At 42.1% G+C, this 13835-nt stretch carries 14 protein-coding genes and 2 pseudogenes; 14 read left to right on the top strand and 2 right to left on the bottom strand.

What is annotated here, in order from left to right:
* Position 1 precedes the first annotated feature (1 nt).
* The 4 genes from SR187_RS08235 to SR187_RS08220 all read left to right on the top strand — a co-directional run bounded on the left by SR187_RS08235 (position 2) and on the right by SR187_RS08220 (position 4051).
* Complete coding sequence (locus SR187_RS08235; RefSeq protein WP_024531886.1) at positions 2–1666, top strand: DAK2 domain-containing protein; 1665 nt, start codon at positions 2–4, stop codon at positions 1664–1666.
* Positions 1667–1897: 231 nt separating this feature from the next.
* Entirely contained in the window at positions 1898–2338 is a 441-nt protein-coding gene (gene tsaE, locus SR187_RS08230; protein ID WP_029187388.1) for a tRNA (adenosine(37)-N6)-threonylcarbamoyltransferase complex ATPase subunit type 1 TsaE, read from the top strand.
* On the top strand, positions 2331–2858 hold the full coding sequence (locus SR187_RS08225; protein WP_120172165.1) for a GNAT family N-acetyltransferase: 528 nt from the start codon (positions 2331–2333) through the stop codon (positions 2856–2858). The genes tsaE and SR187_RS08225 overlap by 8 nt, the downstream gene beginning before the upstream one ends.
* A complete protein-coding gene (locus SR187_RS08220; protein WP_024531889.1) occupies positions 2855–4051 on the top strand; it encodes an LCP family protein in 1197 nt (398 codons plus the stop codon). The genes SR187_RS08225 and SR187_RS08220 overlap by 4 nt, the downstream gene beginning before the upstream one ends.
* A gap of 49 nt (positions 4052–4100) precedes the next feature.
* Here the strand turns inward: SR187_RS08220 and SR187_RS08215 are convergent, their stop codons facing one another.
* Positions 4101–4394, bottom strand: a complete 294-nt coding sequence (locus SR187_RS08215; protein ID WP_120172164.1) for a chemotaxis protein — start codon at positions 4392–4394, stop codon at positions 4101–4103.
* Between the two features lies 1 nt (position 4395).
* A complete protein-coding gene (locus SR187_RS08210; protein ID WP_120172162.1) occupies positions 4396–4809 on the bottom strand; it encodes an HIT family protein in 414 nt (137 codons plus the stop codon).
* A 62-nt stretch (positions 4810–4871) separates the two neighbouring features.
* Here SR187_RS08210 and SR187_RS08205 point away from each other — a divergent pair, with 62 nt between their 5' ends.
* The 10 genes and pseudogenes from SR187_RS08205 to infB form a co-directional block, all read left to right on the top strand.
* Positions 4872–5606 carry an ABC transporter ATP-binding protein gene (locus SR187_RS08205; protein ID WP_120172160.1) on the top strand — a complete coding sequence of 245 codons (735 nt, stop codon included), beginning with the start codon at positions 4872–4874 and terminating at the stop codon, positions 5604–5606.
* A complete protein-coding gene (locus SR187_RS08200; protein ID WP_120172159.1) occupies positions 5603–6649 on the top strand; it encodes an ABC transporter permease in 1047 nt (348 codons plus the stop codon). Before SR187_RS08205 ends, SR187_RS08200 begins: the two co-directional genes overlap by 4 nt.
* Before the next feature lie 49 nt (positions 6650–6698).
* The gene (gene ccrZ, locus SR187_RS08195; RefSeq protein ID WP_024531894.1) at positions 6699–7493 is read left to right on the top strand and encodes a cell cycle regulator CcrZ; all 795 of its coding nucleotides are present in this window, start codon (positions 6699–6701) and stop codon (positions 7491–7493) included.
* Complete coding sequence (trmB, locus tag SR187_RS08190) at positions 7490–8125, top strand: tRNA (guanosine(46)-N7)-methyltransferase TrmB (protein ID WP_024531895.1); 636 nt, start codon at positions 7490–7492, stop codon at positions 8123–8125. Before ccrZ ends, trmB begins: the two co-directional genes overlap by 4 nt.
* A 390-nt stretch (positions 8126–8515) precedes the next feature.
* A complete protein-coding gene (gene rimP / locus SR187_RS08185; RefSeq protein ID WP_120172157.1) occupies positions 8516–8986 on the top strand; it encodes a ribosome maturation factor RimP in 471 nt (156 codons plus the stop codon).
* 79 nt (positions 8987–9065) lie between these two features.
* Positions 9066–10208, top strand: coding sequence for a transcription termination factor NusA (gene nusA, locus SR187_RS08180; protein ID WP_024531897.1), 1143 nt, complete (start codon positions 9066–9068; stop codon positions 10206–10208).
* A gap of 16 nt (positions 10209–10224) precedes the next feature.
* Complete coding sequence (gene rnpM, locus SR187_RS08175; RefSeq protein WP_120172155.1) at positions 10225–10521, top strand: RNase P modulator RnpM; 297 nt, start codon at positions 10225–10227, stop codon at positions 10519–10521.
* Complete coding sequence (locus tag SR187_RS08170) at positions 10478–10813, top strand: YlxQ-related RNA-binding protein (RefSeq protein ID WP_050579602.1); 336 nt, start codon at positions 10478–10480, stop codon at positions 10811–10813. Before rnpM ends, SR187_RS08170 begins: the two co-directional genes overlap by 44 nt.
* Before the next feature lie 20 nt (positions 10814–10833).
* Positions 10834–10954: pseudogene (locus tag SR187_RS10295) on the top strand (translation initiation factor IF-2 N-terminal domain-containing protein); the annotation flags it as partial.
* Between the two features lie 170 nt (positions 10955–11124).
* Positions 11125–13626, top strand: a pseudogene (gene infB / locus SR187_RS08165) (translation initiation factor IF-2); the annotation flags it as partial.
* Positions 13627–13835 lie beyond the last annotated feature (209 nt).

Genomic DNA, 13835 nt, shown 5'->3' with positions numbered 1-13835 from the left:
TGTGTCTAAAATTACAACTGGTTTATTTCAAGAAATGGTGCAGGCCGCATCAACTCGTTTAAATAAACAGGCCGAATATGTGAACTCACTCAACGTTTTTCCTGTTCCAGATGGGGATACAGGTACCAACATGGGGATGACCATTACAAATGGTGCAAAAGAAGTTGCGGATAAATCAGCTTCAACAGTTGGAGAAGTGGCGCAGATTTTGTCCAAAGGCTTGTTGATGGGGGCTCGTGGAAACTCAGGTGTTATTACGTCACAATTGTTCCGCGGTTTTGGTCAGTCTGTTAGAGACAAGGTTGAATTGGATGGCAAGGACTTAGCTCAAGCTTTTCAGCATGGTGTAGAAGTAGCCTATAAAGCCGTGATGAAACCTGTTGAGGGAACCATTCTTACCGTATCTCGCGGTGCAGCTACTGCGGCTCTAAAAAAAGCAGAAGAGACAGATGATGCAGTTGAAGTGATGAGGGCAACTTTAGCTGGTGCCAACCGTGCTCTCAAAAAGACACCAGAGATGCTGCCAGTACTGAAAGAAGTCGGCGTTGTAGATTCTGGCGGTCAAGGTTTGGTCTATATCTATGAAGGCTTCTTGTCAGCTTTGACTGGTGAGTACATTGCTTCAGAGGATTTTGAAGCAACGCCAGCAGTTATGTCAGAGATGATTAACGCTGAGCACCACAAGTCTGTTGCTGGACATGTGGCAACTGAAGAGATCACTTTTGGTTATTGTACAGAGATTATGGTGGCGCTTCGTAAAGGGCCTACTTATGTCAAGGAGTTCGATTATGAAGAGTTCCGAAACTACCTCAATGACCTAGGGGATTCTCTCCTTGTAGTAAATGATGATGAAATCGTAAAAGTTCATGTTCATACGGAAGATCCAGGTTTGGTGATGCAGGCTGGTCTCCAGTACGGTAGTCTGGTTAAGGTCAAAGTGGACAATATGCGTGCGCAACACGAAGCACAAATCGGAAAGGAAGAAACTTTCCAAAAACCAGTTGAGCAAAAAGAATATGCCATTATCGCCGTAGCTGCTGGTGAAGGTTTGACAGATATCTTCAAATCACAAGGAGTTGATTATGTGATTTCAGGTGGTCAAACGATGAATCCATCAACGGAAGATTTTGTTAAGGCAATTGATTTGGTGAACGCTCGCAATGTTATTCTGCTGCCAAATAATAAAAACATTTTGATGGCTGCTCAGTCTGCTGCTGAAGTGGCTGAAGTAGCGGTTAAAGTTGTTGAAACGAAGACCCTTCCACAAGGTTTTACTAGTTTGTTAGCTTTTGATCCAAGTTGTGATTTGCAGGCAAACTTTGAAGCGATGACAGCTTCTCTGTCAGATGTTAGGAGTGGTAGTGTCACAACGGCAGTACGTGATACGACCATTGATGGTCTTGAAATTCATGAACATGATAACTTGGGCATGGTTGATGGCAAGATTGTGGTATCGAATCCAGATATGATGGAAACGCTTGTTGCGACATTTGAGAAAATGCTTGATGAGGATAGTGAAATCGTGACTATCTATATTGGTGAAGAAGGGGATGAGGAATTGGCTCGTGCTCTAGCTGACCAGTTGGAAGAACAATTTGAAGACATTGAAGTTGAAATTCATCAGGGAAATCAACCAGTTTATCCATATCTCTTTAGTGTAGAATAAACAATAGAGTCGCAGGCAAGAAGCTTGCGATTTTATTTTCGATAAGAGGAAGTATCTGTGCTAGCTCGCTGTAAGGTCTATTTTGTTTATTTTTTGCTATTTTCTTAACTCTTTGGTACCATAGCAGACTGCCCGCTCTATATGTTTATCAAACCGGAGTTGATGGTCTGTCGTTTTGACTTTTAAAGTAGACCTATGACAAACCAAGTAGGCTATGGTATAATGAAATGTATGTATAGTCATAATGAAAATGAATTGATTGCCATTGGTGAGAGAATTGGAAAAGCCTGTAAGCCAAATCAAGTTCTAGTATTATCAGGTGATTTGGGTGCTGGGAAAACAACTCTGACCAAGGGTTTGGCCAAGGGGTTAAAAATTGAACAGATGATTAAGAGTCCTACTTATACGATCGTTCGAGAGTATGAGGGGACCATGCCGCTCTATCACTTAGATGTTTATCGAATTGGAGATGACCCTGACTCGATTGATTTGGATGATTTTCTCTATGGAGGAGGTCTAACGGTTATCGAGTGGGGAGAATTACTGGATGTCAGTCTATTTGATGACTATTTGCTCATTCGTATAGAGAAAGAGGGAGATGGTCGACGATTGACAGTCGAATCTCATGGAGCTCAAAGTAGCGATTTAGCGAAGGAGTTCCAAAATGTCTGAAAAAGAAGTGTATTTTAGTGAAGCTGAACCAGCTGATGCAGCAGCTTTTATTGATTTTATGAATCAAGTTGCTAGAGAAACGGATTATCTGGTCATGGATGAGACTGGTTTTCGATTTAGTGTTGATGAAATGGAGACCATCTTCGAGGCAGGAATCGAAAATCCTCGTGAATTGTGCCTGTTGGCTAAGGTTGGTTCGGAAGTCGTCGGCGCAATTTCTGTTAAGTCCTCTAAGCAGTTTCGCATTAGCCATATCGGAAATATTTTTATTGCAGTAAAAAAAGTCTACTGGGGTCACGGTCTAGGGACGATTTTACTGGAGGAAGTATTGCATTGGGCAGAGGAAATGAATTTGCTCAGGCGATTGGAGTTGACTGTCCAAGTTCGTAATCAGGCAGCGGTACATTTGTATCAGAAGCTGGGCTTTGTCATTGAAGGAACTCAGGTGAGAGGTGCTAGAACAGATGAAGGAGAATGGCTTGATCTCTATTATATGGGTAAGCTAATTGGTGATATATGACGATTGGAAAAAAAATATTCTTAATGTCTTTGGCTATTGTAGGGCTGACGCTTGGAGCAGGCTTTGTTTATGGAGTCAGTCTATTAAACTTTTCAACGGATGCTATTTCAAAGACCTTTAAGAAACTGGATGGAGAAGATAAGATTACCCCAATTGATGCAACGGAGCCTCTAACCATTCTTCTGATGGGAGTGGATACGGATCAGGCAACTCGTGGTGTTGACTGGGAAGGTGGGCGAAGTGACTCCATGATTTTGGTGACAGTCAACCCTAAAACCAAAGAGACCAATATGATGAGTCTGACGAGAGACATCATGGTGGAGATTGCTAGTGCAAATGGAAAATCAACTGGAACGGTTGAAAAATTGAATCATTCTTATAGTTACGGGCAGGCACCGATGGCCATTGCAACGATTGAGAAAATGATGGATATTCATATTGACCGCTATATAGAGATCAATATGGATGGCTTGGTAGAATTGGTTAATGCGGTCGGAGGAATTGAAGTAAACAATACACTTGGCTTTCCGATTACGATTTCAGAACAGGAACCGGCTTATACTGCAATCGTTCCGACAGGGAAGCAATTAGTGAATGGTGATCAGGCACTTGTTTATGCTCGGATGCGCTATGATGATCCAGAAGGTGACATTGGTCGTCAGCGCCGTCAGCGTGAGGTTATCACTGCTATTGTTAAAAAGCTGTTGCAATTGGATGGTTTTACACAGTATAAGAAGATCTTGACAGCTATTTCCAATAATATGCGGACCAATATTGAAATCAATCCAGCTACGATACCTGAACTCCTAGGCTACAAAGATTCGATAGGGAAGCTAAATTCTTATCAGGTACGTGGTGTTGATCGTATGATTGATGAGGTCTACTATCAATTACCGACTAGCCAACATCTCTTGGAGATGCAAAATATTTTGAAAAAATCAATTGGTCTGGAAGAGAAGAAGGACTTGGTAACTAACGTTAAGGTTTATGAAAAGCAGTTAGGCTTGCTTAGTCCAATCAATGTATATAATGTTTATACAAAATTATTGGAACTAGAAGCTAGTCCGTGGGCAGAAACTTTAGATCCAGAACTAGGGAGTGCTACCTCTACTAGTACGACGGTTATGCCTGAAACACAGACAAGAGATTCCTCAACGGAACCAGCTATTGGAAAGGAAATAGAGGGACAATAATGCAAAAAGGGTTGGATTTCCAACCTCTTTTTGTATATAGCCAGCGGCACTATCGTTGTTTTTTATATTTTGACTGGATTTTTTGAATTTCTTCCAGATTTCCAGCAATACTTTGTCGATATGCCCGTGTCTTGTATTGAAGGTCAGTAGCCATCTCCTGTAAGGGTTGTTGAAAACGTTGAATGATGGCTAGCTGAGTGTTAATATTGGCTTTACTCGTTTGTATGTCTGTTAGGATTTGCTTGGTCTCTCGTATCTCTTTTGTGATTTTGTCTCGGTGAGTAATTGCAAGAAAGGCAGCGCTAGCGGCGCTCATAGTTAAAATGATATTGCGAAGTTTCATCTTATTCTCCTAGATAGAGGTCTTGAGCCAATAGAGTCAAGGCTGGAAAGTCAGGCTCATTGGTCTTGAAACGGATGTCCAAACCATCATGTTTACCAAAGCGAGGTAGGAGATGGACATGAGTATGGAAAACCGTTTGTCCAGCTTCTGCTTCGTTATTATTGACAATGTTGAGCCCGCTAGCACCGAGTTTTTCTTTCAATTGTTTGGCAATAGCTGGAACAACAGAAAAGAGAGTGCTAGCAGCTTCTCCATCCATATCGAGAATGTTGCGGTAGTGCTTTTTAGGAATAACCAATGTATGCCCTTTTGTGACCTGTGTAATATCTAAAAAGGCTAAAACTTGGTCGTCTTCGTAGACCTTGGATGCAGGAATTTCTCCAGTAACAATCTTGCAAAAAATACAATCCGACATAATGACAACCTCTTTCTGGGATTTTTGTTATAATAATTATATCAAATAGTAGGAAGAATTGTATGTTAGAAGTAAAAAATGTCACAGGTGGCTATGTAAATATCCCTGTCTTGAAAGATGTATCTTTTACAGTTGAAGATGGACAGTTGGTCGGCTTAATCGGTCTTAATGGTGCTGGAAAATCAACTACCATAAAAGAAATTATCGGCCTTTTGACACCCTATCAAGGACAGATTTTGATTGATGGCCAAAGCCTGACACAGGATGCAGAACATTATCGAAAAAAGATTGGTTTTATCCCAGAAACGCCTAGTTTATACGAGGAGCTAACTCTCAAAGAACATTTGGAAGTTGTTGCTATGGCTTATGATTTGAATTGGGAGCAGGCTTGGAACCGAGCAGAGCGGTTGCTGAATATTTTTCGTCTGGACGAAAAGTTGGATTGGTTCCCTGTTCATTTTTCAAAAGGAATGAAGCAAAAAGTGATGATTATCTGTGCATTTATGGTAGAACCAAGCCTGTTGATCGTTGACGAGCCTTTTTTAGGTTTGGATCCGGTAGCTATTGCCGATTTGCTTGCTCTCCTAGAGGAAGAAAAAGCAAAGGGAACTTCTATCTTGATGTCAACGCATGTTCTGGATTCGGCTGAAAAAATGTGTGATCGGTTTGTTATTCTCCACCAAGGGCAGGTACGAGCAGCTGGAAATTTGGCTGAGCTACAGGCAACTTTTGCTATGGAAGAGGCCAGTCTCAGTGATATTTATCTTGCCTTGACGCAAGAGGGAGTGGTCAGATGAGAAAATTATTTCAAAGGCGCCGCTTAGACTTTCTTGAGCGTTGCTCCAAGTACTTGCGCTATGTCTTGAATGATCATTTTGTTTTGGTTCTCATGGTTTTTCTGGGTTTTCTCAGTCTACAATACCGTCAGCTCTTGCTTAATTTTCCTGAAAATACTTGGTCAGTTGGATTGAGTGTCCTAGTTATCAATGGCCTGTTGCTATTTGTAGGAAGGCTTGCGATTTATGTGGAAGAGGCCGATCAAGTTTTTCTCTTACCTAAAGAAAAAGAGGTTTCAGAAGAGGTTAGAACGGCTGCTATACGGAGTTTCTTGCTCTGGAGTGGAATTCAGATCTTGTTGCAGCTCATTTTAGTCCCTATCTATTTAAAACTAGGCTTGACGGTCTGGATGATTGTTCTCTATGTTCTGGGATTGTTGGGAATGAAGATTATCCTTATAAGGCGACAGATGGCCCTGTATCAATCGCAAAATGTGTTTGATTGGTCTGAGGCTATTGAAAGAGAGCAAAAGAGAAAGCAGACCATTTTGCGCTTCTTTGCCTTATTTACCACTGTAAAAGGGATAACGACGACCGTTAAACGTAGGGGTTATCTGGATACTTTATTGAACTTGGCGAAGAAAAAGCAGGGACAGACTTGGTTTTATCTCTATCTGCGAGCCTTTTTAAGGGCCGGTGATTACTTGGGCTTGACTGTACGTTTGCTTTTGTTAGCTATTTTGTCTGTGATTGCGATTGAGGAATCATGGATATCTATCGGTCTAGTAGTCGTTTTTCACTACCTACTCTTATTTCAACTGTTAGGTTTGTACAAACATTATGATTACCAATATCTGACACAGTTGTATCCTCTTGATGGTCAACGCAGGAAAGTTGGTTTTCAACGGCTTCTTCGTGTCATTCTATATGGTCTTTTAGCGGTGGAAGTGGTCATTGCTCTGCTATTTAGCCAAGAGAAAATAATGGTGATATTCTTACCTCTCATTGGTATTTTCTTGCATGAGGTATATTTACCATTAAAATTGAAAAAATTGATTGACTAAATAGCTGAAAATTAGTAAAATAGTAAGGAATTTTTAAAGGAGGAAAGGCATGCAGTTTGATACCAGTGGGCTACAATTACAGTCTATTGCAGGAAACAGTGGCAAAGCGTTTAAAGGCCTGCGGTCAGACGGAACGCCAGTCTTTGTGAAATATGAGATGCCTCCGATAGTCTCTGCTCTAGCACGCGAGCAAATTACACCACCTGTTTTATCGGCCAACCGTGAAGCGGGGATGGGGCATCGTGTAGAACAAGAGTGGTTAAATGGGCGTACCTTAGAGTGGCAAGATATGACCAGCAAGCAGGTTCGTCAGATTTTGGTAAGAATGCATTACTCACGGATTCTGCTCAATCAAGCCTTGCAGATGAACTATACCTACATGGAGCCTCAGGATTTAGTTTATCGCTGGCAAAAAGAGGCACCGACAAGACTGGGGCAGAATTCTTATCTGCAATCCATTTGTCAGGAGTTATTGGATAATCTGCCGGTTTTCCGTCAGGAAGTTGCGACCTTTGTTCATGGTGACTTGCACCATAGTAACTGGGTGGAAACAACCTCGGGGTTGGTTTATTTGACAGACTGGGAAACGGCTTGTCTAACAGACCGAATGTTGGATGTCGCTTATATCTTGACCCACTACATTCCACGCCAGTCATGGGAAGAATGGCTACGAGCGTATGGTTATAAATACAACGGGACAGTATTAAATAAGATTTATTGGTATGGTCAGTTGGGCTATTTGAATCAAATCGCTAAGCATGTGGAAAGTTACAATGTTTTAGCGGCGAACAAGGAAATTTATGCTCTGCGGCAGTTCCGTCAGAGCTTCTATAAGGAAGTATGAGAGTTAGAAATCGCAAGGGAGCTAGTGAACTGCTAGCAAGCAATCCGCAGTATGTCATCTCCAATCCGGAAGAGTGTAAGGGACGATGGGCGGAAATATTTGGGAATACCAATCCTATCCATATCGAAGTGGGTTCTGGTAAGGGACGTTTTGTGACAGGTATGGCAGCTCAAAATCCCAATATCAACTATATTGGGATTGATATTCAGATGACTGTTTTGAGCTATGCTTTGGATCGTGTTCTTGAGGCTGGCTTACCCAATATCAAGCTACTTCAAGTGGATGGTTCGAGCTTGACCAATTATTTTGCACCAGCCGAAATTGATCAGCTATATTTGAATTTTTCAGATCCGTGGCCCAAAAAGCGCCATGAGAAGCGCCGTTTGACCTACAAGTCTTTCTTGGATACCTATAAAGAAATATTGCCTGAACATGGAGAAATTCACTTTAAGACAGACAACCGTGGTCTCTTTGAGTATAGCTTGGCCAGTTTTTCTCAGTACGGCATGATTTTGAAACAAGTTTGGTTAGACTTGCATGCGGATGGTTTGGAAGGTAATGTTATGACGGAGTATGAGGAGAAGTTCTCAAACAAGGGTCAGGTTATCTATCGAGTAGAAGCACAGTTCTAGTGATGATGGCAAGGGGCTTTGATAGGCTCCTTTTTGCGTTGTATTCTTTGAAAATCTTGTTGATTTGCTTTGATAAATTTTGAATGTTGGTGTGCGCTTATTAGGGAGTGAGTTGCTTTTAGTAGGCTTTTACATCGTTTTCCTTTACAAACAAAACTAAATATGCTAGAATAAAAAAAGTAATAATGAGAAAAGGGGGTTGGCGTTAAGTCAACCCTTTCCCTATACATTGATTTTATTCTGTTGAGGTGATTATTTCCGTATGGGGATACAGGTCAAATAAGATGATTTGTAGGTTAGTTCTAACTATCTGGGAGCAGCAATCATTATATTTGTTGAAGTATTGATGGATTACCTTGTTTAACAAGATGATAGAATGAGGAGGTGTTTATGTCATCTATTATTGATTTAGTCACAGAAGCGATTATTCCTGCTATTCAGGCACCTTATGAATTGGTTGATGTGGAATATGGCAAAATGGGTGGTGATTATGTCTTATCCATTTTTGTAGATAAAGAAGGAGGAATTTCTCTCCAAGACACGGCAGATTTGTCAGAAATGATCAGTCCTATTTTGGATACTATAAAACCAGATCCATTCCCAGAGCAGTACATGTTGGAGGTAACCAGTCCAGGATTGGAGCGTCCTTTGAAAACGGTGGTTGCTCTTGAACAGGCGGTTGGGAAGTACATCCATGTCAAACTTTATCAAGCTATTGATAAGGTCAAGGTTTTTGAAGGAACCCTCCTGTCCTTTGATGGAAATGTTCTGCTTATGGAATACATGGATAGAACTCGTAAGAAGGAAGTTGCTATTCCTTACCAAACAGTGGCTAAGGCTCGTTTGGCCGTGAAAGTGTAGTAGTCTTTGACAGTCAGTGTCTAATAGAGCAGATATAAGATTTTAAGAAAGGACCTTTTGGAAGCAAAAGGAAAGTATCATGAGTAAAGAAATGCTAGAAGCCTTCCGTATTTTAGAGGAAGACATGGGGATTAACAAAGCAGACATCATCGAAGCTGTGACAGAGTCTCTTCGTTCAGCCTACAAGCGTCGCTATGGTCAAGCAGAGTCAGCAGTGATTGAATTTGACGAGAAAAAGGGTGATTTTCATGTGTTTACAGTGCGTGAAGTGGTAGACGAGGTGTTCGACAGCCGTTTAGAAATCAGCCTAAAAGATGCCTTGGCTATTTCGTCAGCGTATGAAATGGGCGACAAAATTAAATTCCCAGAAGATCCAGCCGAATTTGGTCGCGTTGCTGCTCAGTCAGCGAAGCAAACCATTATGGAAAAAATGCGCAAACAAAAACGTGCTATAACCTTCAATACCTACAAGCAGCATGAAAATGAAATCATGTCTGGAACAGTGGAACGTTTTGACAATCGTTTCATCTATGTTAATCTTGGTACGATTGAAGCCCAGTTATCAAAACAAGATCAGATTCCAGGTGAGGTTTTTCAATCTCATGATCGGATTGATGTGTATGTTTACAAAGTGGAAGACAATGGTCGCGGAGTTAACGTTTTTGTAAGCCGCAGCCATCCTGAAATGATTAAGCGTCTCATGGAACAGGAAATTCCTGAAGTGTACGATGGAACTGTTGAGATCATGAGTGTGGCGCGTGAAGCAGGTGACCGCACAAAGGTAGCTGTGCGTAGCCATAACCCCAACGTTGATGCCATCGGTACAATCGTTGGGCGTGGCGGATCAAACATTAAGAAGATTACCAATAAATTTCATCCAGCTCGCTATGACGCTAAGAGCGATCGTATGATTCCGACAGAGGAAAATATTGATGTCATCGAGTGGGTGGCAGATGAAGCAGAATTCATCTACAATGCTCTTGCGCCAGCTGAGGTGGATCAAGTATTGTTTGATACAGAAGATGGCAAGCATGCGACGGTTGTTGTACCAGATGATAAATTATCCTTGGCAATTGGTCGTCGTGGTCAGAATGTTCGCTTGGCTGCACACTTGACTGGTTTCCGGATTGATATTAAGTCTGCTTCAGAATACGAGGCATTTGAGGCGGCCCAGTATGCGACAGAAGAAGTTGTAGAAGAAGCTGCTGAAGAACAAGAATAAAGCAAAAGGAGCGACCATGGCAAAAGCTAGAAAAATACCCTTGCGCAAGTCTGTGGTGTCCGGTGAAATCATCGACAAACGGGATTTGCTCCGCATTGTAAAGAATAAAGAAGGTCAAGTTTTCATCGACCCAACGGGCAAGGCCAATGGTCGTGGAGCTTATATCAAGCTTGATAATGATGAGGCAGCTCAGGCTAAAAAACGACATGTCTTTAATCGTTCATTTAGCATGGAAGTGGCGGAAGAGTTCTATGATGAACTGATTGCCTATGTTGAACATAAGGTCAAGAGGAGAGAACTTGGACTCGAATAAGAAACAGAAAATCTTAAATTTAATAGGTTTGGCTCAAAGAGCTGGTCGCCTGATTTCAGGTGAAGAATTGGTTGTTGAGGCCATTCAAAAAGGACAGGCAAAATTGGTTTTCTTGGCCAATGATGCCGCAGTAAATTTAAGCAAAAAAGTGACAGATAAAAGTTATACCTATCAAGTAGAAGTTGTAACAGTGTTTTCAACGCTGGAATTGAGTGCAGCTGTCGGTAAGGCCAGAAAAGTCCTTGCGGTGACAGACGCTGGATTTACAAAGAAGATGAGGTCTATTATGTAATAGAACAGGAGGACAAGATATTGTCTAAGAAGAGATTGAATGAAATTGCCCGTGAATTGGGCGTAAGCAGTAAGGAAGTTGTTGCGAAGGCTCAGGAATTAGGGTTTGATGTAAAAAGCCATGCTTCAAGTGTGGATGCTGCAAGTGCCAAGCGTCTTGCTGAAAGTTTTTCATCAAGGACAACGAAGTCTGTGGAAGTAAGTGGTAAAGTTGAGCGGTCTGTAGAAAGTCCGAAAGCAGAGACAGCTAAGGTTGAAAAAGTAGTTGAGCCACAACCAACAGTTAAAGAGGAAGTAAAGGCAACTGTAGATCAACCGGCACCGCATCGTCCACAGAGTCGCAATTTTAAAGCTGAACGTGAAGCGCGTGCTAAAGAGCAGGCAGCTAAGCGAAATCAGAGACAAGGTCAGGCTAAAGTTGGCCAGGAGCGCCGGGATAACCGCCAAAGTGGTCAAGGCCACCCAAATCATGAGCGAAATGAACGTCGCGATCGGCGCTCAGAAGAGCGAAAGAATAATCGCTTTAGCGATCGTCGTGATGGCCGTGATAATCGTCGTCAAGATAGTCGCTCTGGCAAAAACGGTAGTTTTGGTCGTCAAGAAGAAGTTAGAGCTGCAATGCCGAAGATTGACTTCAAGGCACGTGCGGCTGCTTTGAAGGCAGAGCAAAATGCTGAGTATGCTCGTACTAGTGAGGAGCGTTTCCGTCAGGCTCAGGAGGCAAAAAAACAGCCTAAGAAGCCAAAGGAAATCAAGTTTGAAGAACCGGTTGTAGAAACTAAGCCATTTGTTAAGCCTACTATTGCCACATCGGTACCGGAGCAAGTAGCAGAAACTGCTGTAGATACACGTCGTAAGAAACAAGCTCGACCTGATAAGAAACGTGACTTTAATAGTGACGAAGAAGATGGTCCAAGAAAACAACAAAGAAATCGAAATAGTCAAAATCAAGTGAGAAATCAAAGAACAAGTAACTGGAATAACAATAAGAAAAATAAAAAAGGCAGGAACAACCAGCCTGCTAAGCCTGTCACAGAACGCAAGTTCCATGAGTTGCCAACAGAGTTTGAATACACAGCTGGTATGACCGTTGCTGAGATTGCAAAACGGATTAAGCGAGAACCAGCAGAAATTGTGAAAAAACTCTTCCTTATGGGGGTTATGGCGACACAAAATCAGTCTCTCGATGGAGATACTATTGAACTGCTTATGGTGGATTATGGTATTGAAGCTAAGGAAAAAGTGGAAGTAGACAATGCAGATATTGAGCGTTTCTTCGTAGAAGAGGGATACCTCAATGAAGAGGAAATGACAGAACGTCCACCGGTTGTGACCATCATGGGACACGTTGACCATGGGAAAACAACCCTCTTGGACACTCTTCGTAATTCTCGTGTTGCAACAGGAGAAGCTGGGGGAATCACGCAGCATATCGGTGCCTACCAGATTGAGGAAGCTGGCAAGAAGATTACTTTCTTGGATACCCCTGGACATGCGGCCTTCACTTCCATGCGTGCACGTGGTGCGTCTGTTACCGACTTGACCATTCTTGTTGTTGCCGCAGATGATGGTGTTATGCCTCAAACGATTGAAGCGATCAACCATTCAAAAGCAGCCAATGTTCCAATTATTGTTGCAATCAACAAAATTGATAAACCAGGTGCCAATCCAGAGCGCGTTATCGGTGAGTTGGCTGAGCATGGAGTTATCTCTACGGCTTGGGGCGGTGAATCTGAGTTTGTAGAAATCTCAGCTAAATTCAACCAAAATATTGATGAGCTTTTGGAGACAGTTCTTCTTGTAGCTGAGATCCAGGAACTCAAAGCAGATCCAACTGTTCGTGCTATCGGTACAGTTATTGAAGCGCATCTGGATAAGGGGAAAGGTGCGGTTGCGACTCTCCTTGTTCAACAAGGTACTCTAAATGTTCAAGATCCAATCGTTGTTGGTAATACCTTTGGTCGTGTCCGTGCTATGACGAATGACCTCGGTCGTCGTGTCAAAGTGGCTGGTCCCTCTACTCCGGTATCTATCACTGGTTTGAACGAAACACCGATGGCCGGAGACCATTTTGCGGTTTACGAGGATGAGAAATCTGCTCGTGCGGCTGGTGAAGAACGTGCTAAACGTGCTCTTCTTAAACAACGCCAAGCAACTCAACGTGTTAGTCTTGAGAACCTCTTTGATACTCTTAAAGCTGGTGAAGTTAAATCTGTTAATGTGATTATAAAAGCAGACGTCCAAGGTTCAGTTGAAGCTCTTGCATCTTCCCTTCAAAAGATTGAGGTAGAAGGTGTCCGTGTCAATATTGTGCACTCTGCTGTAGGTGCAATCAATGAATCGGATATCACTCTAGCTGAAGCATCAAATGCTCTTGTTATTGGTTTCAACGTTCGTCCTACTCCAGAAGCTCGTCAGCAAGCTGAAGCCGATGACGTTGAGGTACGTCTCCACAGTATTATCTACAAGGTGATTGAGGAGATGGAGGATGCCATGAAAGGGATGCTTGATCCGGAATACGAAGAAAAGATTATCGGTGAAGCGATTATTCGTGAAATCTTCAAAGTGTCTAAAGTCGGTACAATCGGTGGTTTTATGGTCGTACGTGGTAAGGTTACCCGAGACTCCAATGTTCGTGTTATCCGTGATAGTGTAGTACTCTTTGATGGAAAACTGGCTAGCTTGAAACATTATAAGGATGATGTGAAAGAAGTTGGAAATGCCCAAGAGGGTGGTCTCATGATTGAGAATTACAATGACTTGAAGATTGATGATACGATTGAAGCGTATATCATGGAAGAAATTAAGAAATAAGATACAAAGATCTAAGGTAGGCAGAGAAAATAGAAAACCGATATTTTGTCACCAAGTACAGGAAGGGGCCTCCTTTTCCTGCATCTAGTTCAAACAGAAAGATAAGCTGAGATGTTGGTAAAAAATATGGAAGCTTGCTGTTACAGAGCCTTTGTTAGTTTTCTTATTTTTCCTTACTCTCCTTGATGTCCTTGCATCTTGAATTTAGA

It is taken from the genome of Streptococcus ruminantium, assembly GCF_003609975.1.
GTDB classification, from domain to species: Bacteria; Bacillota; Bacilli; order Lactobacillales; family Streptococcaceae; genus Streptococcus; species Streptococcus ruminantium.
Note: the sequence above shows the minus strand (reverse complement) of the source record. Positions and strands in the feature narration are given on the sequence as shown.

Bases quoted from the DNA above. Each gene is read 5' to 3' on its own strand.
- tsaE (WP_029187388.1), top strand. From the start codon at position 1,898: ATGTATAGTCATAATGAAAATGAATTGATTGCCATTGGTGAGAGAATT.
- SR187_RS08225 (WP_120172165.1), top strand. From the start codon at position 2,331: ATGTCTGAAAAAGAAGTGTATTTTAGTGAAGCTGAACCAGCTGATGCA.
- SR187_RS08220 (WP_024531889.1), top strand. From the start codon at position 2,855: ATGACGATTGGAAAAAAAATATTCTTAATGTCTTTGGCTATTGTAGGG.
- SR187_RS08215 (WP_120172164.1), bottom strand. From the start codon at position 4,394: ATGAAACTTCGCAATATCATTTTAACTATGAGCGCCGCTAGCGCTGCC.
- SR187_RS08210 (WP_120172162.1), bottom strand. From the start codon at position 4,809: ATGTCGGATTGTATTTTTTGCAAGATTGTTACTGGAGAAATTCCTGCA.
- SR187_RS08205 (WP_120172160.1), top strand. From the start codon at position 4,872: ATGTTAGAAGTAAAAAATGTCACAGGTGGCTATGTAAATATCCCTGTC.
- SR187_RS08200 (WP_120172159.1), top strand. From the start codon at position 5,603: ATGAGAAAATTATTTCAAAGGCGCCGCTTAGACTTTCTTGAGCGTTGC.
- ccrZ (WP_024531894.1), top strand. From the start codon at position 6,699: ATGCAGTTTGATACCAGTGGGCTACAATTACAGTCTATTGCAGGAAAC.
- trmB (WP_024531895.1), top strand. From the start codon at position 7,490: ATGAGAGTTAGAAATCGCAAGGGAGCTAGTGAACTGCTAGCAAGCAAT.
- rimP (WP_120172157.1), top strand. From the start codon at position 8,516: ATGTCATCTATTATTGATTTAGTCACAGAAGCGATTATTCCTGCTATT.
- nusA (WP_024531897.1), top strand. From the start codon at position 9,066: ATGAGTAAAGAAATGCTAGAAGCCTTCCGTATTTTAGAGGAAGACATG.
- rnpM (WP_120172155.1), top strand. From the start codon at position 10,225: ATGGCAAAAGCTAGAAAAATACCCTTGCGCAAGTCTGTGGTGTCCGGT.
- SR187_RS08170 (WP_050579602.1), top strand. From the start codon at position 10,478: ATGTTGAACATAAGGTCAAGAGGAGAGAACTTGGACTCGAATAAGAAA.